General features: G+C 40.0%; 13 protein-coding genes. 1 reads left to right on the forward strand and 12 read right to left on the reverse strand.

What is annotated here, in order from left to right; genetic code table 11:
• Window positions 1-228 precede the first annotated feature (228 nt).
• From BMX11_RS06870 to BMX11_RS06930, 12 genes are all read right to left on the reverse strand, one after another.
• A complete protein-coding gene (locus BMX11_RS06870; RefSeq protein WP_090882793.1) occupies window positions 229-432 on the reverse strand; it encodes a hypothetical protein in 204 nt (67 codons plus the stop codon).
• Window positions 433-940: 508 nt separating this feature from the next.
• Window positions 941-4,465, reverse strand: a complete 3,525-nt coding sequence (locus BMX11_RS06880; protein ID WP_090882796.1) for a family 43 glycosylhydrolase — start codon at window positions 4,463-4,465, stop codon at window positions 941-943.
• Between the two features lie 84 nt (window positions 4,466-4,549).
• A complete protein-coding gene (locus BMX11_RS06885; protein ID WP_090882798.1) occupies window positions 4,550-6,841 on the reverse strand; it encodes a S9 family peptidase in 2,292 nt (763 codons plus the stop codon).
• A gap of 78 nt (window positions 6,842-6,919) precedes the next feature.
• Window positions 6,920-8,365 carry an APC family permease gene (locus BMX11_RS06890; RefSeq protein WP_090882939.1) on the reverse strand — a complete coding sequence of 482 codons (1,446 nt, stop codon included), beginning with the start codon at window positions 8,363-8,365 and terminating at the stop codon, window positions 6,920-6,922.
• 201 nt (window positions 8,366-8,566) lie between these two features.
• Window positions 8,567-9,469: an AraC family transcriptional regulator gene (locus tag BMX11_RS06895; RefSeq protein WP_090882941.1), complete on the reverse strand. Its 903-nt coding sequence runs from the start codon at window positions 9,467-9,469 to the stop codon at window positions 8,567-8,569.
• A gap of 888 nt (window positions 9,470-10,357) precedes the next feature.
• A complete protein-coding gene (locus BMX11_RS06900) occupies window positions 10,358-11,602 on the reverse strand; it encodes an NAD(P)/FAD-dependent oxidoreductase (protein ID WP_090882800.1) in 1,245 nt (414 codons plus the stop codon).
• A gap of 31 nt (window positions 11,603-11,633) precedes the next feature.
• A complete protein-coding gene (locus BMX11_RS06905) occupies window positions 11,634-12,635 on the reverse strand; it encodes a 4-hydroxyproline epimerase (RefSeq protein ID WP_090882802.1) in 1,002 nt (333 codons plus the stop codon).
• Window positions 12,632-14,215: an aldehyde dehydrogenase (NADP(+)) gene (locus BMX11_RS06910; protein WP_090882804.1), complete on the reverse strand. Its 1,584-nt coding sequence runs from the start codon at window positions 14,213-14,215 to the stop codon at window positions 12,632-12,634. The genes BMX11_RS06905 and BMX11_RS06910 overlap by 4 nt, the downstream gene beginning before the upstream one ends.
• Before the next feature lie 11 nt (window positions 14,216-14,226).
• Window positions 14,227-15,144, reverse strand: coding sequence for a dihydrodipicolinate synthase family protein (locus tag BMX11_RS06915; protein ID WP_090882806.1), 918 nt, complete (start codon window positions 15,142-15,144; stop codon window positions 14,227-14,229).
• 208 nt (window positions 15,145-15,352) lie between these two features.
• The gene (locus BMX11_RS06920; protein WP_090882808.1) at window positions 15,353-17,023 is read right to left on the reverse strand and encodes a M1 family metallopeptidase; all 1,671 of its coding nucleotides are present in this window, start codon (window positions 17,021-17,023) and stop codon (window positions 15,353-15,355) included.
• Window positions 17,024-17,073: 50 nt separating this feature from the next.
• Window positions 17,074-18,471, reverse strand: coding sequence for a SusD/RagB family nutrient-binding outer membrane lipoprotein (locus BMX11_RS06925; RefSeq protein WP_090882810.1), 1,398 nt, complete (start codon window positions 18,469-18,471; stop codon window positions 17,074-17,076).
• 19 nt (window positions 18,472-18,490) lie between these two features.
• On the reverse strand, window positions 18,491-21,502 hold the full coding sequence (locus BMX11_RS06930; protein WP_090882812.1) for a SusC/RagA family TonB-linked outer membrane protein: 3,012 nt from the start codon (window positions 21,500-21,502) through the stop codon (window positions 18,491-18,493).
• Between the two features lie 272 nt (window positions 21,503-21,774).
• Here BMX11_RS06930 and BMX11_RS06935 point away from each other — a divergent pair, with 272 nt between their 5' ends.
• Window positions 21,775-23,742, forward strand: a complete 1,968-nt coding sequence (locus tag BMX11_RS06935; protein WP_090882814.1) for a glycoside hydrolase family 97 protein — start codon at window positions 21,775-21,777, stop codon at window positions 23,740-23,742.
• Window positions 23,743-24,009 lie beyond the last annotated feature (267 nt).

The following is a 24,009-nucleotide window of genomic DNA, read 5'->3' on the forward strand; positions in this document are numbered from 1 at the left end:
AATAATATACAACTTATCGCTTTCTATTTGATTTTCATTTAAGAGCTTAAAGGTTGTGAAGATAAGTTTCAAACCGCCTACAATTGATGAAGATGAGAAAAATACACTGCCTAGTTCCAAGAGTGTAACTTCTTTCATTCTCCTTTGGTACAGAAAAATTAAGACGTAAGTAATGGCAAACGTTCCTCCTATTATGATAATAGATGAAGTTCTGAATAACCAGTCCAATTAAACCTTTACTTTTTTATTCTGATTTAAGATTACCTGATCTTCATTTTTATAGCCTGAATAACCTGTAACAAAACCTCCTAAAATAGCGCCAATTACACTGCCCGCTATACCGAATGTTGAACCAATTAATGCGCCGCCTGTTGTACCAGATAAAGCACTTGATATAATTCCCAGGCTTTTATTCTCTACTTTCGTTAACATAAATTTGCTCATTTGCTATATCAAATATAAACTTTAATAATCTTTTTCAATCAGTATAAACAAAAATTAAACCACAGCATTAAATTACTGATATTTTGATTGATAGATTAATAACTAATAGCTAAAAACATTTAAAGAACGTATAATTTATCCAATTATTTATTGGGGCTCATCAAGTCAGACTTGGTTTATTTTTCTGGTTTGTAGAAATTATTACCCGTGAAAAGGGGAATGGGGAAATGAGCAAGATACCTTTAGTAAATGAACGCTTGAAGAACCAAGAAATGCTCAACGAAGCTAATCTGTTTTGCTAACGCACTAAATTTAATATCGTAGTGCTTTTATAAACGGTGGCATTTCATCGCTTGCAAATCCTTCGTTCCTCAGAATACCTGGTGCTGCATGAACGGCCGTCCTCTTCTTGTATTTCCTTTTATGGCTTATATGGTAAAAACCAACCGTATCACTAAATTTGAACATGGAAGTCACATAATGGTCCTTTTTAGTTTTAACGTCTCTGTATAATCTTAAAATCTGTAAAAGCAGCATAACCAGCAATATCGCCGTAAGTGGCATGATAAATGCCAACCTGTAAAGCTTCATTTCCGAAATCATCTCTTTTTACGGGACTGCCAGGAAGATTTTTCCAGTCTTTTCCATCTGTGCTTCCCCGCATAAAAAATGTATTCCCTAATCGCTGTATTTGAAGATACCTATAGAAAGCCCAACCCGAAAGGTTGTTCGTTTGTCTTCTATCTCTTGAGTTCAGGTTTGTTGTTATATTTCCAACACCCCAACCCGGCATGATGCCATTCTGGATAAGCTTTCTTTCCGTTTGCGTGGCTTTAACCATTAAACCAGCCTCATTGGCACCATAAGCTTTCTTTTGGTTCAGTCCGAGCATATCAAACAGCCGTACTTCAGCTACAAAATCACCCTGTACATTTTGGAAAGCAAAAGGGCCAGTTTCAGCCGATCCATCCCAGAGGGTATTGTGCGAAACCATTTTTAATACACCCGATTGTTGCGTCACCGTATCTGCAGTTCCCATAAAGCCATCCCAGGAAGTACCTTTTAAACCATATTTTTTTCCCGGAATCGATTGAGCTGATCCATTTTGCCTTTTAATGATAAAAAGCGATGAATCTGTTTTTACTGCAACAGGCAATGAGCCCTGGGTTACATTGCCGAAATTATCTCTAACCTTGACAGTATACTTATAATCACTTTGTGGAACTGCCGAAAAATCGATATAATCTGATGATTTCACCCAATTCACATCGTGCTTATGGCCGCCATTACTAAAGAGATATTCGAGCTCGCTTCCTGGTAAAGCAGGCTTATTCGCAACCATATATACCATATTTGGCGTAACCGCTGATGGATTTGAGGCAAAGGATGCCTTTATACTATTAACACTTAATGTTTGTTTCCAAAAATTATATTCCCGCAAACAGGCAGTACCATCAAAGCCATAATTGTAAATCAGAATTGATGATATAGAAGTTGTGGCTCCTACGGATTCAATCAAGACATCCTGATCTGGCTGAGCATTTGAAATGAGTGCCCTATCTGCCAATTTACCATCAATATATGCTTGAAATTTCCCCTTATCATGCGTACAAATGACTTGCTGCCATTTCCCAGTGCCCGGCACCCTAACCGCTTTATGGTCTTTACCGAAAAACAAATGTGCATTTGAACCTGCAGCAGATAAAACTGAAAAAATAGCACTAAAAGGCTTTGAAAATTTAAGGCCATCTGCCATCTCATCTCCCAGTAGCAATTTGCTTTTATTGGCTAATGTTAGGGCTATTTTCCCGTTAACATCGGCAACTTCTGCCTTTCCTCTACTCAGTAGATTTCCTAAAATAGCACCGTTGTTTGGCCATTTTTCCACCTGGCCATATTCCAGGTTTTTAGCATCTGCATAAATTACCGTATTGTTATTTGTGCCTTTTACAAAAGTTGTTTTAATTTCTTCATCAGTTAATGGAACATCATAAATTTTTAAAGCAGCCAGTGCGCCAGAAAAACCCGCAGTTCCATCATCGTTTCCACCAAGAAGAAAATGCGTAAGGTTGTTCACAAAAAGCATTCTTCTCTCTGCTCTATCTAATTTCCCATCTACATAAATACGCTCCATGGTTCCATCAAAAACCATCGCAATATGATGCCACTCGTTCGCCTTGGGCACCTGTTTATACCCTAAATCTGCCCAACCTAAATGGGTAGCAGCACCGGTGCCTTTACCAGCCCCATAACCAACTGCCAGGTTGCTCAAATTAACACCCCCTCTGCCTGTCCACGAAACAATGTTTTCTTCTTTATCGATCTCTGGATTGAGCACCCACATACTCACACTATAGCTACTGTTGCCGAGAAGGGATACGGGCGCAGGATTAGAGGAAGACAAACGTACCTTACCGGAGAAAATCAAGGCCTTTTTTCCTCCAATGATAGAAATAATTGGTTTATCTGCCCCCTTTGCAGTAAATATGCCTCCTAGTTTTCCTTTATTGGAAACTTGTGCTGCAACTGAGCCAATTCTAAAGCTATCCAGATTCAAATCCACTAATAAGCCCTTAGCATCAAAACGCTGCAATGATTCCCACTTTTTCACTTTGGTATTCATTACAGGATTATATTCGGCATTATCGAAAACTTTAATGTTCCAAATCGCTTTGTTTAAGCCCGGATATTCGGTATGCAAAATGGTGCTGCGAAGATACCTGGCTTTCACATTGCCAAAATCAATCATTGGGCTTCCGTGTTGGGTATTTTTACTTCTATCGGCATACATTTTCCAGGTTTTGCCATCAAGCGAATATTCAATTTGGTATTGATAGTACCAGGTAGCATATTCAAATTGTGTATGTACACTTCTAATGTTGTAAATCTTCCCCAGGTCGACCTTAAGCCATGAGGGGCCAACATTGTTTCTGGCTTTCCATAAAGTCCCATTATTATCATCTAAGGCATAATCGGCTTTAAAATCCTGATCATAAACAGAAGAGGCAACAGCCGTTTTACCTAAAGCCAGATTTGCATGTGGGTTAGCATTCTTTGCCAAATACCCAATTCCGGTATGTGTAGGTACCAGTTTCAGGATATTTCCCTTTTCATCGAATACGATTTTATCTGCAGCTACCTGTCTGTGGTAACCACCATCGTTATGTGGATTATTATGCCGATGATAAATCAAATAAAAATCATCGCCTTCCTGCAATACCGATTGGTGCCCTGGCCCATGTACCGTTCCATCTGCACTGGTTGCCAGAATAGGATTATCTGAAGCATACTTAAAAGGCCCCATCGGGTTGGTAGCAGTTGCATATTGTACCCTGTACGTACCATCTTCACAATAACCTGAAGAATAAGTTAAATAATAAATTCCCTTCCTTTTAAACACAAAGGGAGCCTCGAAAAAATCCTTTGCATCGGTATTAGGAATCTGCGCCAATTTGGAAAACGACTTCATATCGGCATTTAATAAACCTACACCACAGCCATGGTTGGGATAAATTCCCCAGGTTCCCCAATACATGTAGTACTGGCCATCATCATCTTTAAAAGTCTGCCCATCGAGCGTAATCACGTTCGGTACCAGAAAATTTTTAACAATGGGTTTCCCCGGTTCCAGAAGTGATGTCCAGGGCCCTACAGGTGTTTCAGCGGAAGCGCCAAAAATCTCAACCGGCTGACAGTAGTATAAATAATATTTTCCGTCGGGTCCTTGTGTAGCATCTGGTGCCCAATAGTGATGTGTGGTTGGCCAGTTCATATCTTGCAGGGTCCAGTTCACAAAATCTTTGGAGGTCCATACCTGTGATGGGCCAAACCCACCCCCATTTCCATCTGTAGTGGCGTATATGTAATAAGTATCGCCAAATTTTTTCACTGTAGGGTCGGCAAAATAACCGGGAATAACAGGATTACCATTCTCTTTTAATAAATGTGTTTGGGCGCTTACTGATTGAAGCAAACCGCTAAAAAGAGAAACAACAAGCAGGTTTAGATAAATATTTTTCATGGCAAAATGCTAATTCAAATGGGTTAAGAGCAATATAAAAAGGTGGCTAAAAGTACTGCCACCTTCAAAAATTCAATTCAGAAATTATTTTGCTGCTGCTGCAGCATTGGCATTTGGAGGTTCGGCATTTAACAGGTGCCTAATGAAAAAATCTCTTTTACGCCTTCTTCCATAAACACCGCCATCACTATGTCCCATCCCTGGAATACTTAGGATATCAAAATCTTTATTGGCCTTGATAAGTGCATCGGCAAGGCGATAGGTAGATTCTGGTGGAACATTTTCATCGGCTTCGCCAACAATTAAAAATAAATTCCCCTGAAGTTTGGCTGCATTGGTAATATTAGACTGTTCTCCATAATGCGCCCCAACGGGATATCCCATCCATTGCTCATTCCACCATTGTTTATCTATCCGATTATCGTGGCACCCACAGGCCGAAACCGCAGCTTTATAAAATTCTGGATGAAAAAGTAATGCGCCTGTAGAATTTTGTCCACCGGCAGATGTTCCATATACACCGATTTTACTGATATCGGCATTTGGATACTGCTCTGCCATGGCTTTCATCCATAAAATACGGTCGGCAAAACCCGCATCGGCCAAATTGTGCCAGCAAACATCGTGAAATGCCTTAGATCGGTTAGCAGTTCCCATCCCATCTATCTGCACCACAATAAACCCAAGTTCTGCCATGCTTTGCATTTCACTTGCCGGCAGGAAACTTTTAGGCACAAAACTATCTTGTGGCCCGGCATAAATATTTTCAATAATGGGATAGGCTTTGTTGGGATCCATTTTGGAAGGCAAGCAAACCACGCCCCAGATATCAGTTTTCCCATCCCTACCTTTAGCTACAAATACTTCTGGAAGTTTTACCCCGCTATTTAGAAATGGTTCTACCTGACCATGCTCAATTTCCTGTATTTCCTTTGCGTTAGCTGTTAATTTCAATTTGGTAATGGCCGGAATATTAACCTGCGAATAGGTATCGATATAATATTTCCGATCTGGAGAAAAGCTGAGCACGTGGTTTCCTTTTTCAGGCGTAAGGTTAACCAGTCCCTTTCCATCAAATCCAATTCTATAATAATGAATAAAATACGGATCTTCATCTGTATTCATTCCGCTTGCCCGAAACCATACCTGACGTTTTACAACATCTACACTATCAATATCTCTAACCACCCAATTGCCTTTGGTAATGAGTTGTTGTTTCCCTGTTAGGGCATTAACCAGATAAAGATGCTGCCATCCATCCTGCTCGCTAGTCCATAAAATTTCATTTGTTTTGGGTAAGTAACGGGTATAAATTCTACTCTCGTAAATAAAGGTTTTGGTTTTTTCATCGATTACATTTCTGGTTTTACCCGTTTGAACATCAACTTCAATAACCCTAAAACGCTGGTGCCCCCGATCTGCCTTTTCGTAAGTGTAATATCGGCTGCTATTGTTGCGCCAATGTAATGGCTGTGGACCAAAAAAATCTGTTGGTTCTACATCAACTTTGATGACGGTTTTGCTGGCAACGTTGAAAACATAGGGTTGGTAACTGGTAAAATCATCTCCCGGCTGGGCATACTCACGAGATTTTAACTCACCTCTGGTTGTTCCGGGAACAGAACTTAACACATAATGAACCTTTTTAATTTCCTTTGGATCTATCTTGTAAGCCACCACTGTTTTCCCATCAGGCGACCAATCGAAATTACCATAAGGTTTATCTGCTGTGCCATCGGTACTTAATGGTGTTTCTTTTTTTGTTACCAGATCTACAACCAATAAGTTCCCGCCACGAACAAGGATTTCACTTTTACCATCGGGCGATTTACTTACCGACCGGCTCCACTCCCAGCGCGAACGCCTTTGCTGCAATGGCCTTTTTGCGTTATAACGGAATGTATTGGTATCAGTGGTACTTTTCAGGTTGTAATCGTTCAAACTTGCTTCATACCATTTATTTTGGGACTTCAGTTTGAGGCTATTTTGGTCTGTAAAATATAAATATGTAATGGCTAAACGCAGGGCAGATGATTTTTTACCATTTGCCTTTTCCAGGCCCTCGGCCAACTTATTGGCATCAAATGCAGGCCTGCGCTTCCCTGTTGCCACATCTACATATACATATTCCCAGTTTTTATTGGGAAGATTTTTCTTGTACCAAAAAGCCAATCCATCTTTTCTCCACAAGGGAATAATTTCATTATTGGTTGGAATATTGCGTAGGGCTGTGTCTAATCTGGCGGCTCTCTTGTACGCTTCAGTAAGTTCAGCGGTGGTAGGTGCATACGGAACTTTTTGTGCGCTAACACTGAGAAAAGCTAAAAATAAAATCGTTACGGCTATCGTTTTTTGAAAGAGGTGATTAGTTTTCATTACAGCTATATTAAGTTGTAAATATAGATGAAGCGAAATTCAGATTCCCGTTGTATATTGATGTATAACGTTAATATTTTAACCAACCGCCCTTTCTGGCGCTTCCAAATCAAGCGGTTTCGGCACATTTATCCTTTTAATCAGATAGTAAATGGGGATCCCTGCCAAAGTGATAATCAATCCCGGCCAGGTAAATTTTGGTTTAAAAATGATGAGTAGAATACAGAAAGCTAATCCCATAATGATATAAATAACGGGCAACACCGGATAGCCAAACGCCTTATACGGTCGCTCGGCATCAGGACGTTTTTTACGCAGAATAAAAATACCGAAGATGGTGAGCATGTAAAAACCGACTACCACAAAGGAAATCATATCAAGCAGATCGCCATATTTACCGCTGAGGCACCACAAAGAGGCGAAAATACATTGAATCCAAAGGCCAAAGCCCGGTACTGCATTTTTGTTGAGTTCTGCCACTTTTTTAAAGAACAAACCATCTTTACCCATAGAATAATATACCCTCGCTCCGGCCATAATTAACCCATTATTGCAGCCAAAGGTAGAAATCATAATCATCACCGCGATGGTCATGGTGCCGACAGTACCGAAAATATGGTTTGCGGCCGATACTGCTACCCGATCCTTGTCGGCATAAGCCATATCGTGCAGGCTTATTACCCCTGTGTACATCACATTGGTGAGGAGGTAAAGTACGGTAACGATGATGGTTCCCAAGGCTAAACTCAAACCAATATTGCGTGCGGGATTTTTAATTTCTCCGGCAATGAAGGTTACGTTATGCCAAGAATCACTGCTGAATATAGAACCCACCATGGCGGCCGCAATGGCACCAAGGGCAGCAAAAGTAGTATAAGAAGTAACATTTCCATTGGGGGCTAAAGCGCCCAGGTGCCAGATATTTTCCCAGTTTGCCTTCCAAATTCCCTTGTCTAAAAAGAACAAACCAAATACAATTAAACCAAAAAGGCTTAACAATTTAGCTACCGTAAAAGTTGTTTGTATAGTTTTACCAGCACTTACTCCCCTGCTGTTTACATAAGTGAGCAATACAATTACGGCGATAGCCAGTAGCTGTGCCGGTGAAATGCTAATGAAGCCTAAATTTACCGCCACCAAATCTTCGCTTAGGGCAGGTATTAAATAGGCCGTGAATTTGGCGAAAGCAACACCAACCGCGGCAATTGTAGCCGTTTGTATCACGGTGAAAAAGCTCCAGCCGTATAAAAAACTGATTAATGGATTATAAGCCTCTTTTAAATAAATGTACTGGCCACCCGCTTTCGGAAACATGGCACTCAATTCTCCATAACTTAAGGCGGCTGTGAGTGTCATAAAACCAGTGATCAGCCAAACTACCAATAGCCAGCCTGAGCTGCCTACATTGCGGGTAATATCGGCACTTACAATGAAAATACCAGAGCCAATCATACTTCCGGCAACCAACATGGTAGCATCTAATAATTTAAGTGAGGGTTTAAAATGGCTTTTTTCCTGTTCCATTAGTGTTTCGTTTATTACTATCAATAAATTAAGGGCATAACATCCCCAATCCATTGAAATGGAGATGTTATTAAACTAATATTTGGCAAAATTTTATGCAACAAAGCGATGGTTATAGCATATACTATACACCACAGCATAGAAAAACGTAAAAGAATTTGGTGGGTACTGAATTTTATTATCTGTACCGTTTACATTAATTTAAGCACCAATGTAATTTACCCGGCTTACGCTATTGTAGGTATCTAAATAGGCGCGTGGCGATTGGCCAATAATACTTTTAAATACCCTATTGAAGTTAGTAATACTATTAAAACCTGCTTTATAGGCTACCCCGGAAATACAATCTGTTTTTTCTCCGGAAATGAGACTTTTACAGGCATCGTTAATTCTAACCTCGTTTAAAAATGATACGAAGGTGTGGCCGGTATGTTTTTTAAAGTACCTGCAAAATGCCTGTGGTGTCATAAAGGCTACATTGGCTACATCTTCTAAGGTAATTTGACTGTTGTAATTTTCTGTTATATAACCAATAATCTTACTTAAACGCATTCCCTCATGTTCACTTACGTTAGATGAATACAGATCGGAACACAATGGAATTACATGATCTCCAATAGATTGCAACGAAACCATTAATTTTACAAATGCAAATAACAGATCTGTTCCAGAGGCTTCGTGAACAGTAATCATTCTTTTAAGTACTTCCTGCGTGTAACCAAACGGCACCTTAAATCCATGCTTGTTTTTGGCTAAAAAGGAGTTGGCCATTTTCATCTCGGGAAGTGAAAATAGCGGCCCCAAAGTACCATTTGAATTAAAGTAAACCGAGTATGCAGCTATTGATCGCTCACTTTTAGCTTCAAAGTATTCGGGATTACTTTTAAATAAGTGAGGAAGCTTTGCCCCTATCACAAATATATCGCCAGGCCTGAAAGCATGCATTTCGCTGCCCGCTATCAGTGTCCCCTCTCCCCTTTTGATATACGTGATCTGCCACTCATCGTGTCGGTGCAGATATTGATAAAAATAAGGCAATTCAACGTGCTCAGATATAACACTTTTGTCATCGGGCACAAGCATAGTAAATGGCAATACTTTCATGTGGTTTGGTTGGTTGTTTGGTTGTTGTTGATTATAATCCAATATAAGGATATTAACTTAAAAAAATCTAAAAAACCCAAATTAGGTTAAAATCCTGCTACTATGCGGTAAAATTTAAATGGATTGAGGGTTTTGTTAGGGATACGGGATGAGGTTACAGGGGCATAGCGTCTAGATTTCTCACCATGTAAGCCATAGAAGAGATTAAGAAAAGCTTATTCTTAACTTTTCTTAACTTCTTAATGGTTCAAATACCCAAAATATTAAGATCCCGCCTGCGCGGGAATGACGGTTATTTATAGCAAATTCAAAAAATGCTAGCCTCAATTTTTCTCACCATGTAAGCCATAGAAGATATGAAGAAAAGCCTATTCTTAACTTTTCTTAACTTCTTAATGACTCAAATACCCAAACATTAAGATTCCCGCCTCCTCAGGAATGACGGTTATTTATAACAAATTCAAAAAATGCTAGCCTCAATTTTTCTCACCATGTAAGCCAAAGAAGATATGAAGAAAAGCCTATTCTTAACTTTTCTTAACTTGTTAATGGTTCAAATACCCAAAAGATTAAGATTCCCGCCTGCGCAGAAATGACGGTTATTTATAACAAATTCAAAAAATGCTAGCCTCAATTTTTCTCACCATATAAGCCATAGAAGATATGAAGAAAAGCCTATTCTTAACTTTTCTTAACTTCTTAATGGTTCAAAACCCAAAAGATTAAGATTTCTATGTGCGCGGGAATGACGGCCGTTCATTTATAGCTTGTCAATCCTGAGGAACGAAGGATCTGTAAGCGATGAAATGCCGCCGTTAATAAAGCACTCCGTATTATATAGAATCTGTCAAGAAGGACAAACCCCTGGTGGTAAAAACCAAAAAATTACTAATTTCTGTTAACCGAAAACGAATTGATAGCCATTTCTGTTTTTTGCTCTGCAACAATCTGGCTGACCAATAAACCTGTTGCCGGACCTAAACTTAAGCCCATCATTCCATGTCCGGTGGCAATAATGAGATTTTTCTTTTTATCGCTGCGTCCAATGTAAGGTAAGCCATCAGGCGATGAAGGCCTAAATCCATACCAGATATCCTTTTCGTTCGGTAAGGCTGGGTTCAGATCCGGAAAATATTTAGGAACCGATTCTACAATTCCCTTCACCCTTTGCATATTTACCCGTGTATTAATTTTATCTAATTCCATTGTCCCTCCATAACGAAGACTTCCATTCATGGGGGTTATGGCAACTCTGGCCTCACAAAGCAAGGCCGGTATAGTCAGACGTTTTTGAGGTTCGGGTTCCATAAAAGAGTAGCCTTTACCAGGCATCAATGATATCTTAAGATCGGCCATTTTAGCCACCGCAGGAGACCAGGAGCCTGTTGCAATAATATACTGATCGGCTTCCCAGGCTGTAGCACCCGTAAAAACCCGGGTAATCCTATCCCCTTCAGTCGCTATTCTATCTACCTCTTTCCCCCGAATAATGGTTACCCCATGATTGTTGAGATAAGCGATTAAGCCATTCATCAACTTGGTTGGATACAGATGTGCATCACAACGATAATGGACTGCCCCTAATACATCTAAATTTAAATCGGGTTGCAAAGCTTTACACTCCGCAGCATTTAATATGCCCATATCAAGGCCTAATGTTTTGGCTTTTTCGGCCAGATGTGCTTCTTCTTCTCCAGCTTTTTCTGTTTTATAAAAGGCTAAAATTCCTTTATTGGTCAGTTCGAAATTAAAGTCTGGTTCACTGGCTAAATCTTCATAAAGTTTTTTGCTCAGCAGTGATAAATCTCTCAGTGGTTCTGCAGATTGTGCCACGTGCTTTTCTGTTGCATGTTTCATAAACTTCAATCCCCAGCCAATAAGATTCGCATTTAAAGAAGGCCTGACATAGAAAGGGCTCTTGCTGTTAAACATCCAGCGAATTCCCTGACTGATCATTCCCGGGGCGGCCAAGGGCACAAAATGGCTGGGTACAATCATTCCCGCATTGCCAAATGAACAATTATCAGTGATATCACCTTTATCGAGGACGGTAACCTGAAATCCTTTTTTTTGAAGATAATATGCTGAGCTTAGTCCAACGATTCCTCCACCAATTATTAATACTTTCGACATTATATTTCGTTATTTCCTAAAACACCACTAACTAAATTACCTGGAAACCATGAGCATAGGGATCGTCCTCAGCATCAATCTTTATCGTGTTGTAACCATACACTTTTGCCCAACCCTCAACACTTGGTACAATGGCTTTAAAACCTTCAAGTTCTATCTCATCTTCCACACGGCCTGTAAACTTGCTGCCTATAAAACTTTCGTGAATGAAATCTTCACCCTTTTTCAGTTTGCCTTTAGCATGCCATTGCGCCATACGGGCAGATGTACCTGTACCACATGGCGACCTATCTATCGCTTTCTCGCCATAAAAAACAGCATTTCGGCCGGTAGAACCTGAATCTAAAGTAGTACCCGTCCACATGATATGACTACAGCCATTAATGGTTTCATCTAAGGGATGTACAAAAGTATATTTCTCGTTTATGCGTTTTCTAATGGTTTGGCTCCAGGTAATTAACTGAGAAGCCGTGTAATTTTCTAATCCAGGAAAGTTCGTTTGCGGATCAACTATGGCATAAAAATTTCCACCATAAGCTACATCGAAAGTAAGCATACCCAAGTCGGGGCATTCAATCTCTAAATTTTCGGCAGCCAGGTAAGAGGCAACATTTTTTAGCTTCACGGACTTTACCTTCTTCCCTTCTTGTTTGTATTCTATTAACACTAAACCTGCTGGCGCTTCCATACGGATTATCCCAGGAACTTTAGGCTGAATAATTCCTTCTTCTATAGCGATGGTAATGGTGCCTATAGTGCCGTGACCACACATGGGTAAGCAACCACTGGTTTCGATAAAGAGAACGGCCACATCGTTTGCAGGATCATGGGGCGGATAAAGAATACTGCCCGACATCATATCATGACCACGGGGTTCGAACATTAAGCCCGTTCTTATCCAGTCAAATTCCTTTAAAAAATGCTGGCGTTTTTCACTCATGTTTGCTCCAAAAAGCTGTGGTCCGCCACCGGCTACTAATCTTACCGGATTTCCGCAAGTATGTGCATCTACACAAAAAAAGGTTCTACTCATATATCTTTCGTAAATTGGTTATTCACCATTCTAAAAATACCCAGCGGGTTAGCATCTTTCAATTCATCTGGCAGAAGTGCCTGTTCCCAATCCTGATAAGCCAGTGGCCTTACAAAACGATAAATAGCTGTTGAGCCAACAGAAGTAAACCTGCTATCGTTAGTTGCCGGGAATGGCCCTCCATGTTGCATGGCCGCACAAACCTCAACTCCGGTAGGTACACCGTTTAAAATAATCCGCCCGGTTTTATCCGTAAGTAAATCTATAAGAGACTGGTACTGCTGAAGTTCATTTTTATTGGCCATGATGGTAACAGTTAACTGCCCCTGCAATACCGCGGTTACTTCTTCCAGTTCGGCAATATCTTTGGCCACAACTAATAAAGAATAAGGACCAAATATTTCTTCATGTAATTTGGGGTTCGCAATAAACTGAGCTGCATCTACCTGTGCTATTTTAGCTTCAGATTGATTTTTCAGTTCATTATTTTTCAGGCCCGAAACTGCCAGTAGTTCTACCCCGGCTTCAGCGGTAACTTCGCTTGATAGCTTACTGTAGTTTTTGGCAATTCCTTCGGTAAGCATGGTGGCTGAAGGAACTATGGATATGGCTTCGGTTATTGTCTGCTTAAATTTTTCAAGTGCCGGAGAGTTTATAACCAGCATTAAACCCGGATTAGTACAAAACTGACCTGCACCCAGGGTAATGGATGCCGCATATTTTTTAGCCAGCTCTTCTGCTTGATTGGCAACCGCATCAGGGAGAAAAATAACGGGATTAATACTCCCCATTTCGGCAAAAACCGGAATAGGCTGTTTACGCTCCTGCGCCAGTTTAGCCAGGGCCATTCCTCCGTGGTAAGAACCTGTAAAAGTTACGGCTTTAGTTAAAGGATGTTGAACCAGTTTCACCCCTACGGTGTATCCATCATCATACAACAAAGAAAATACACCTTTTGGCATCCCTGTTTTGGCTACAGCCTTAATAATGGCCTCACTTACCAAAGCACTTGTACCATAATGTGCAGGGTGCGCTTTAACAATTACCGGGCAACCCGAAGCTAGCGCCGAAGCAGTATCTCCACCAGCTACAGAAAATGCTAAAGGAAAATTACTGGCCCCAAAAACCACTACCGGACCAATTGGAACAAGCATACGGCGGATATCTGGTTTTGGTAAAGGCTGTCTTTCCGGCAAAGCGGTATCGATAATGGCATCTACCCAAGAGCCTTCTGCTACCAAATTAGCAAAAAGCCTCAATTGCCCCGTAGTTCTTCCCAGCTCCCCCTGCAAGCGGGGTAATGGTAAACCACTCTCGGCCGATGCCCTCGCCACTAATTCTTCACCAATAGCAGTAATTTCATCTGCAACTGCATTTAAAAAAGCAGCTTTTTCAGTCTTATTTACATGACGATAAATTTGAAAAGCAGCTGTGGCAGCAACTAAAGCTTTGTTAACATCTGTTTCACTGGCCTTACAAAATTCACCCTCCAGAAGTAAACCCGTTGCCGGATTTACTGCTTTCAGGTTAATTTCATTACCATCTGTATATTCGCTGGCAACTATATTTTTTCCGTTCATAACTGGTTTATCTATTTACCCCAACTTCCTGCCGGTAATTCCGGACGAACAGCCAATGCATCATTGATAATTTTTAATACGCGTTCTCTTTCCTCGCCCTCTATAGCCAAACGTGGTGCTCTAACGGTTTCCGTTCCTAAACCGGTGGCTACTTCTGCCAGTTTAATGTATTGAACCAATTTTGGGTGAATATCTAATTCTAGAACCGGTAAAAACCAACGATAAATAGTAAGGGCTTCGCTGATGCGGTTTTCTTTAATCAAATTGAAAATAGCCACTGTTTCCCTTGGGAAAGCATCTACTAAACCGGCCACCCATCCGTGAGCACCCATTACAATGCTTTCCATAGCCAATGGATCTACTCCTGTAAAAATCTTAAAGCGTTCTCCAAAACGGTTAATCAATCGGGTTACGTTTGATACATCTCTTGTTGATTCTTTTATCGCCTGAATGTTCGGGTATTTTGTTAATTCTTCAAACATATCCAGTGTAACCTCAATTTTATAATCAACAGGGTTGTTGTAGATCATTATCGGCAACGCTGTCGAGGTGGCAATAGCGCCAAAGAAGTCTAAAGTTTCGGTCGACGAGGCATAATAGCGCATTGGCGGCAGCAACATTAACCCCTGTGCACCTATCGATTCTGCCTTTTTAGCTACTTCAATAGCTTTCTTAGTTGTTGCCTCGGCAATGTTTAACAATACAGGAACTCTGCCTTTTACTACTTCTAAAGTGTGAGCGAGTAAACCAAACTTTTCTTCATCAGTAAGTACACTGGCTTCGCCCAATGATCCTCCAAGAATGATCCCATTGGCTCCGGCTTCCAGTTGTGCCTCTATGTTCAAATCAAAAGTTGCGAAATCTAATTCATCATTTGCTGTAAATTTTGTCGTTACAGCCGGGAAAACCCCTGTCCATTTAATTGCCATTGTATTTAATAGTTTAGTGCTTAATAATTGCTTTAGTGTAGTGGTCTGATCAGTAGCTTTTAGGTATTCCTAAGGCAGGTGTTAACCCACCAAAGAATACCTTATTATGATTAATCTGTCAGATTATTTCCAAAGTTAAAGCATAGCTTCAGGCTGTGATTATTGGATTTTAACCGATAACAGCTATAAATAGACCAATCAATTAAAATTATTCTTGATTTTTAACCTGTAGATAATACATCGATTCAATAGCCGATTTTTCAAGCAAATTTTCCTGGCCTGCGCTTAACTTAAGGTCTTGCCAATTTTGTGAAGGCAAAATTTTCAAGGTTTGCAACCCAGCTTTTTTAAGTATTAAGGGCAGGTTAAAGCCATTAACACAGTTGCTGTATCGATAAAACACACTTCCATCCTTTATATAATACTCGAAAACAGGAATCTGGGTAGTTCTTAAGTATTGATCAAAAACTTTGGCATAATTAAATCCTGCTTGCTTAGAGATATAAGATTCTACCTGTGCAGTGCTTACCGTTTTTTGGTAAAAAGTTTTGTTCAAACCACGCAATATGGATCTGAAAAGTTCATCGTTATCGAGGCTATGCCTAATCGAATGCAACATATTTCCACCCTTAGGATACATATCTCCACTCCCCTGTGCATTTACACCATATGTAGGAATAATCGGGCTATCGTTCCTAATGCCTTTTCTGATGCCGAAATTATATTCATTACCGGCCTGGGTTCCAAAAATATAATCTACAAAAAGTGTTTCGCTGTAATTGGTGAAGCCTTCATGCACCCACATATCGGCTAAATCATTGGTGGTAATATTGTTACCGAACCACTCGTGGCCACTTTCATGAATAATAATGAAATCCCATTTGAGCCCCCAACCATTGCCAGACATATCTCTGCCTAAATAGCCAAACTTATATTTATTCCCGTAAGAAACTGCGGATTGATGTTCCATACCGGTGTGCGATGCGTCAATGAGCTGGTAGCCATCTTCATAAAAGGGATATGGTCCAAACCAATGTTCAAAGCTTTTCAGCATTTTGTGAACCTGATCGGGCATGTAAGTTTTAGCTTTAGAAAGATTGTAATCCAGTACCCAATAATTCAGGTCGAGCTTGCCCTTTTCTCCGGCATATTCTTCTTTGAAGTTGACGTATTTTCCTATGTAAGGAATGATACAATAATTGCTTATCGGGTTTTTTACGTTGTATTTATAGGTTACTGTGCCGTCATTATTATTTTTCTTAAACACCAATCGTCCGTTGCCTACGCCAATCAGTGTATCGGGAATAGTCATGGTTAACGAAGCGCCCAGATCTGGTTCATCACTTTGGTGATCTTTGTTTGGATACCACACCGATGCGCCCAGTCCCTGGCAGGCCACTGTCATCCATGGTCTGGATAGAGAATCTGTAGTAAAAATAAACCCGCCATCCCATGGGGCACGTTTGGCCTGATGAACATTTCCATGGTAGAAAATTTTAACCCTGTTTATTGTTTTAAGTTTCTGGCTGGGCACATGAGCATACCAAACGCTGCCGGTATGCTCAAATTTGAGTTTAGATTTACCGTTATACCAAATGCTATCAATCAGCAATGGTTCCTGAAGATCAATCTGCATGCGTATTTCGCCATCATTTTGCTTTACTACCCGGTAAACAATTTCGTTAGCACCAGATATACTTTTGTTGGTAAAATCTGGCTTAAACGCTAACTCATAACGTTGAACGTCCCACCAGGTTCGCTCAGACATTAAACTACCCCTCAGGGTATCGGCTAAAGAGTACGTTTTATCTTGAGCATACGCGATAACATGAGAAAAGATGAGCAGGAACAAAAGGGATATACGAAATAAAATCTTCATGTTTTGGATTGATCTAAATTACCTTCTTCTTCAAAAAATATCTTTACTGTTTAATTTGCGTCCCACCACAGGCGATCGGTTAGTTTAGCCTTTTGCTGAGGTTGTGGATTAGCGGTAATCTCCGTATTAGGATACAAAACCCTTCTCGGAATATCGGAAATGGCATTCTTAACTTTGGTTAAAGCCGGGAATCCGGTACGACGCCAATCTGCAAAATTTTCGGCATTTAAAAAGTTAGCAATAAATTTTTCTTCTATAATTAATCGCAATGCGTTGGAAGAATTCAATGTTCCCCGCGATAACAGGTAAGCATCTATATCTGAACCCCCTACACCTACTTTCTCCATGTGCTTTCTAACACCATCCTGATAAAAGGGTTGAGCAGCCGTTGCACCCGAAATAATATTAGTAGCCTCTGCTTTTAAGAAAAGTGCTTCCGTGTAATTTACCAGATAATTATTGGCATTTGCTCCCGCATAAAAGGCAGCGGGGATAGAGTATGATTCTAAACTTCCAATATTATCCAAACCACTTTCTCTTCCTGTATACAGTCCTGTTTCTTTAGCAGGTGCTATCATTTTACTTAAACGTGGATCGTTACGGGTTTTAAATCCATCAACAAATGTATTGGCAAGCACAAGTGTACTTGCAGGTAAAAAATTCTGTTGCCATGGGTTTTCTCCTCCGGCAGCACCACTAAAGGCTATTTTACAATCATCGGCATTACTCTGCATGCCATTAGTTAAGGCAGTAAGGGCAAGTTGTGCTTGCGCTGCTGCTGTAGTGCCGGGGGCCTTGGTTAAGTGCATATAGTAACGCGCTTTTAGGGTATAAGCCAGTTTTTTCCATTTGGCCATATCTCCACTATACATAAAATCGTCTCCCCCCGGACTTAAACCTGCGTTCTTATTTACATCTTCAATCCCCTGATCTAACAACTGTTGAATTTGGGTATAAACTTGTTGCTGTGTATCGTAAACAGGATTTGCATTTTCAACACCTTTAAAGGCCTGGCTGTACGGAATATCGCCCCAGGCATCTGTTGCATAGCCCAGGCAATAGGCTGTAAGTATTTTGGCAATTGCAGCATACTTATAATTTCCATTAGTGGTAGCCTTAGTGTTTAATAGGATGAGGTTATTCAATGTCCTCACATAAACATTATTCCAGTCGCCATCCATATCTATATTGTACATTAAATAAGTCCCGAAATTGGGAGCCACCTGATTCAATGCAATTACCTGAACGTACTGCTGTAAAACAATACTTAAATTTCCATCGCCTGCTGCATTGATATTTTGCGAGATTAACATTTGTACCGGAGGTAGAATTAAGGATTCCTTAACATCTATTGGCCTATTGGGATCGTTATTTACATCTATGTATTTTTTGCACCCGCTAAAGGATACCATACATACAAAACTGATAACAAAATATATCTTTTTCATACTGCTTTTTTCTAATGGATTATAATGTCAATTTCAATGTAAAATCAACTGATCTTGATGTTGGGGTAGAGAATGAATATATCCCCTGCGAGCCATTTGAAGAACCGAAAGAACTCACTTCTGGATCTCCTCCCGTAAAATGAGGTGCATAAATCCATAAATTTCTACCGGTAACATTTAACGCTACATTTTTAAACGGTGTTTTGGTTAACCACGATGGTTTGAAGCTATATCCAAGGCTTACATTTCTCAGTTTTAAATAAGTACCATCTTGTATAACAGATTCCAATACACTGTTTATACGTTGATAATAAGCTTGTCCGGAAACAGAAACGGTATTGGGTAAGCCCGTGTTGGCGTTTATACCCTCTACCACCCTTGGACCGCGATCTTCAGTAACTTTAGGTGTTCCATAAAAGTAACCGTAACCATCAACATTGTTCTGTATATCACCGCCTTTTTTAAGGTCGAAGGCAAAACTGAAGGTAAACTGCTTGTATTTAAAGTTATTAACGATTCCGGCCATATAATCTGGATTAATGTCGCCAATTATTCCTTGTTCATCCGCAGCAAAAGGCAATCCGTCATCACCTGTTAAAATTTGCCCTGAAGCATTTCTTGCATATCTGGTACCGTAGATAACCCCATAAGGCTGGTTTAAGAAAATAAATGTAAAGCCGTTACCCACTTGATTAAGGTCTTTATAAATAGATAATACTTTATTTCTGACGCGGCTATAATTGAAAGTCAAATCCCAACTGAAGTTATCGGTTTTGATAGGCTTAGCATTTAAAAGTATTTCAATACCCTTGTTACGCATAGAAGCCGAATTCACACTGGTAGCATTATATCCTGTTGATGGAGCCAAGGCTACATTAGGAATAATACCGTTGGTTGTCTTTTTATTAAAGTAAGTAACCTCTAAACTTAACCGGTTTTTGAAGAACCCGGTTTCCAGGCCTACTTCAAACTCATTAATCCGCTCATTCTTTAAATTCGGATCACTTAAAGTACCACTAATTAAGAAACCAGATTGCCCCTGGTAAGGAAAAGCAATGTTTCTAATCGTTTGCGATTCGTAAGGGGTAAGTAAGCTATATGGCCCAATACTTGCATTTCCAACGGTACTGTAAGATAGCCTCAACTTTCCAAAATTCATTACGTTTGATAATCCGCTGGAAAAGAAGTTAGAAAAGATAAAACTGGTGGCTGCAGAACCATAAGGATAAAAACTATTCCCTTTTGCTAAAACCGATGTACCATCATATCTTCCGGTAAGTGAAAGAATGATAAACTTTTTATAGTCGATATTCGATTGCAGATAAAACCCTACTTTCCGGGTCAGGTAACTTGTTTCGGTAAATTTAACCGTTGATGCGCTACCGATATTGTTAAAATCGGGGACGGTAATCCCCAAACCATTGGCATAAGCATTCTGGCTATAAGTAGAAATGAGGTTATTACCTAAAAGGGCATCAATATTAAAATCGCCAAGGGTTTTAGAAGCATTCAGAATCAAATCGTTGTTATACTGTCTGAAGTTGGTATTATTATTTACAATTCTGCCATTTGGATTGGAAACCGAGCCAAGCGACTCAATATATTTACCTTGTTCTACATAAACATCTGCACCAAAGCGTTCTGTAAGGGTTAACCAGGGAAATATTTTGTAATCGGCATTAAAGGTGGGTATAAAGCGGTTAACGATTGAGCTATTCTTAATATTATCCAATACCCAATAAGGATTGTTCCTCGAAAAACGGAATAAACGTTGGGTACCATCAGGATTGGTTGATGGCTGCAAATTATACGATACCGGCGCTGAAAAGATCGTCCAAACGGGGCTTTCTAATGCATAACCCTCTGGTTGCCTGTTATTTTTAGTATTGGCATAGTTTAAGGAGAAGGTAATATTCAGATCTTTGATTACCTGGGTGCTGAATTTTCCGAAAACAGTATTTCTGTCAAACGAAGTTGCAGGAACCGTCCCATCTTGTGTCAAATTGGTAAAAGAAAGAAAATAAGAGCTGTAAGCTCCCCCACCTGTTAAACCAATGGTGTTAGTGTAAGTTTTACCTGTTTTAAAAAATAAATCTGATTGATCATATACCTGGGCAGGCTGTCCATTTATTTTTAATGTATCCATTCTAGCCCCCCATGAGGTACTTGTTTTTTGTGAAACACCATCAAAATAAACACCATTAGATCCTAACGAATACTTATTCTGAATCTCCGGAAGAAGTGGCTTCTCAAAAGAGAAGGAAGATGAAAAGCTTAAGGTAGGTTTTTTATTTAATGCGCCTGCCTTAGTAGTAATGATGATCACACCTTTGGCTCCATCTGAACCATACAGTGCGGTAGCTGCTCCTCCCTTTAGCACATTGATACTCTCAATAATATTAGGATCTAAATCCGCAATCCGGTTAGTACCAGGTCCAGAATTGAGATTCCCAGTTTCATCATTATTTACCGGAATACCATCTATTACCATCAGGGCTTCATTATTTCCATATAGCGAATTTGCACCCCTGATTACAATTCGTGATGAACTGCCCGGTGTACCCGATGAGCTGGTAATTTGAACACCAGAAACCTTACCCGCTAATGCATTGACCAGATTGGGCTCCTTAGATTGGGTTAATTGCTCTCCTTTTACTTCCTGCGAGCTGTAAGTGAGGTTTCGCTTTTCACGCTTTACCCCTAAAGCTGTTACCACAATTTCGCTTAAGTTTTGCTGATCTTCAGTAAGTGAAACGCTCAGGTTACTTTGTCCATTGTAAATCACTTCTTTACTCTGATAGCCTATCCCAGTAAACACTAGTATTGAAGGGTTTCCTGTTTTAATAGTGAAGCTCCCCGAAGCATTGGTAGATGCCCCAACAGAAGTTCCTTTTACTTTAACTGAAATACCTGGGACAGCATTGCCCGATTCATCTTTTACCTTACCAGTTACGGTTTCCGTTTGTGCATGAACCCGCAAAAAACAGAATATGACCATGGTCATAAACGTAATTTTTAGTTTAATCTTCATTTTAGTTAGTTGGTTGTATAACCAAATCTACCCCTCTCCAAGGGCTTTATTAATGAAGATATTAGCAAGTATTAACCAAATATTAACAGGAATATTACATACTAAAAGTGACGACGTAAAACGGTTTACCTATTTCCCTCCTGCATTATATTATCGAACTCATGATTACCCGAATTTAAACAATGGTAAAATATGCACAATACTTGCCAATTATGGCACTTTAGGGCTTAGTGCTTTTACCTAATTTTAGAAATTGAAAAATACTCAACCACATGAATAAGACTATTTTACTCACTTTTTTCGCAGCTATATTGATGGTTGGCGCTACTTTTGGAAAAGACTTTGAATTACTGTCGCCAGATAAAAAAATCAAAATTAGCGTCAGCATAAATGATAATATCACCTGGAGTGTTAAATATGGCGTAGAAACCATTTTACAACCCAGCCAGCTTGCTCTACTGCTTAAAAATAATGTAAAACCAGGCCTGAAAGCGATTTTGATCAAACAAAAGCGAGGTCATTTCGATGAAATCATTACTGCTGACATCCCCGTAAAAAGCAAAAAAATAACGAACAATTACAACGAGCTTAAGTTAGATTTTAAGGGAAATTACAGCATTTATTTTAGGGCATATGATGATGGTGTAGCCTATCGGTTTGAAACCCAGTTGGGCGATAAAATTATAGAAGTTGAAAATGAAGTTGCAGACTTTGATTTTGGAGCCAATAACCGTGTGTTCTGGCCGCAGGAAACTGATCCAAATTTTCTTTCCCATTTCGAAAGCTTGTATAAAGATTCTACTTTAAATGCCTTTAGCACACAGCAGCATGCTGCCCTACCCATGTTGGTGTATTCTAAATCTGGTGTAAAAATGCTGGTAAGCGAATCTGACCTTTACGATTATCCGAATCTATTTTTATTTGGAACAGCAGGCCATAAACTTACCGCTGGTTTTCCTAAAAATATTGCAGAAAGCATACCTGTTCGGGATAGAGGCATTAAAATTACCCGATTGGAAAATCACATGGCCAAAACAAAGGGCAGTCGTAAATTTCCCTGGAGAAGCATTGCCATTTGCGCAGAAGACAAAGATCTATTGGTAAGCAATCTGACCTATAAATTATCAAGTCCTTCGGTAATTGAAGATACCAGGTGGATTAAGCCTGGCAAGGTTGCCTGGGATTGGTGGAACGACAACAACATTTATGGTGTGGATTTTAAAGCGGGTATCAACACCCAAACCTATAAATATTATATCGATTTTGCTTCCAAATTCGGTCTGGAATACATCATGCTGGATGAAGGCTGGACCAAAACCACAACTGATTTGCTCCACACTACTGCAGACATCAATATCCAGGAAATTATTGATTATGGTCGCACTAAAAATGTTGGGGTTTGGCTCTGGACTTTATGGGGGCCGCTGGATAAAGACATGGACAATATTTTGGCGCAATATAAAAAATGGGGCGCAGTTGGTATTAAAGTAGATTTTATGGCCCGAGCCGATCAGTATATGGTTAATTTCTATGAGCGCGTAGCGGCAACAGCAGCAAAAAACCAATTAATGGTCGATTTGCACGGTGCTTATAAACCTGTTGGATTGAATCATAAATACCCCAATGTAATGAGTTATGAGGGGGTACGCGGATTAGAAAACAACAAGTGGAGTGCAGAAATCACCCCCACTCACAATCTAACCTTACCCTTTATCAGAATGGCAGCCGGACCTATGGACTACACTCCTGGAGCCATGATTAATGCCAACAAAAAGAATTTTAGCATTGTATATAGTGAGCCCATGAGCATGGGAACAAGGGCACATCAGGTGGCCATGTACGTGATGTATGAAAGTCCCTTGCAAATGCTGGCCGATAACCCCTCTAACTATTTAAGAGATACACTGTGTACAGGCTTTATATCGCGAATTCCCACAGTTTGGGATCAAACCATTGCCTTAGATGGAAAGGTTGGAGAATATGCCTTAATCGCACGAAAAAATGGCGACAAATGGTACATCTCTGGAATGACAGATTGGAATGCCAGATCATTTGATCAAAAACTGTTTTTCTTAGATGGAAACAATTACCGCATGGACGTATTCAGCGATGGGATAAATGCAGACAGACACGCATCCGATTATAAAATGAGCACCATAAAGGTTTCTAAAAACGATCAGGTTAATATTAAAATGGAGAAAGGCGGTGGCTGGTGCGCTATTTTAACGCCCATACAATAGCTTAAGCGCCATTTGTAATCGTCATGCTGAATTATTTCAGCATCTACGACAAAACCTAAACTCTGGTTGTAGCGTCTAACTCTGGTTGTAGCGTCTCGCTACGACCAAATCCAACCCTTCCGTAGCGTCTCGCTACAACTAGGAAAGATTAAAAATTATAAGTGACTTTGCAACCAAATTCAGTAATCTCTCTCGCAATCGTCATGCTGAATTTATTTCAGCAACTTTACGACATACCCCCCTTCTGGCTCTTTCTGGCGCAAGCGT

This window comes from Pedobacter rhizosphaerae (assembly GCF_900111155.1).
Classification (GTDB): Bacteria; Bacteroidota; Bacteroidia; order Sphingobacteriales; family Sphingobacteriaceae; genus Pedobacter; species Pedobacter rhizosphaerae.

Excerpts from the sequence above, each read along its gene's own strand:
- BMX11_RS06900 (WP_090882800.1), bottom strand. The coding sequence starts at position 11,602 with ATGTCGAAAGTATTAATAATTGGTGGAGGAATCGTTGGACTAAGCTCA.
- BMX11_RS06930 (WP_090882812.1), bottom strand. The coding sequence starts at position 21,502 with ATGAAGATTAAACTAAAAATTACGTTTATGACCATGGTCATATTCTGT.
- BMX11_RS06920 (WP_090882808.1), bottom strand. The coding sequence starts at position 17,023 with ATGAAGATTTTATTTCGTATATCCCTTTTGTTCCTGCTCATCTTTTCT.
- BMX11_RS06890 (WP_090882939.1), bottom strand. The coding sequence starts at position 8,365 with ATGGAACAGGAAAAAAGCCATTTTAAACCCTCACTTAAATTATTAGAT.
- BMX11_RS06925 (WP_090882810.1), bottom strand. The coding sequence starts at position 18,471 with ATGAAAAAGATATATTTTGTTATCAGTTTTGTATGTATGGTATCCTTT.
- BMX11_RS06880 (WP_090882796.1), bottom strand. The coding sequence starts at position 4,465 with ATGAAAAATATTTATCTAAACCTGCTTGTTGTTTCTCTTTTTAGCGGT.
- BMX11_RS06885 (WP_090882798.1), bottom strand. The coding sequence starts at position 6,841 with ATGAAAACTAATCACCTCTTTCAAAAAACGATAGCCGTAACGATTTTA.
- BMX11_RS06915 (WP_090882806.1), bottom strand. The coding sequence starts at position 15,144 with ATGGCAATTAAATGGACAGGGGTTTTCCCGGCTGTAACGACAAAATTT.
- BMX11_RS06870 (WP_090882793.1), bottom strand. The coding sequence starts at position 432 with ATGTTAACGAAAGTAGAGAATAAAAGCCTGGGAATTATATCAAGTGCT.
- BMX11_RS06910 (WP_090882804.1), bottom strand. The coding sequence starts at position 14,215 with ATGAACGGAAAAAATATAGTTGCCAGCGAATATACAGATGGTAATGAA.
- BMX11_RS06895 (WP_090882941.1), bottom strand. The coding sequence starts at position 9,469 with ATGAAAGTATTGCCATTTACTATGCTTGTGCCCGATGACAAAAGTGTT.
- BMX11_RS06905 (WP_090882802.1), bottom strand. The coding sequence starts at position 12,635 with ATGAGTAGAACCTTTTTTTGTGTAGATGCACATACTTGCGGAAATCCG.
- BMX11_RS06935 (WP_090882814.1), top strand. The coding sequence starts at position 21,775 with ATGAATAAGACTATTTTACTCACTTTTTTCGCAGCTATATTGATGGTT.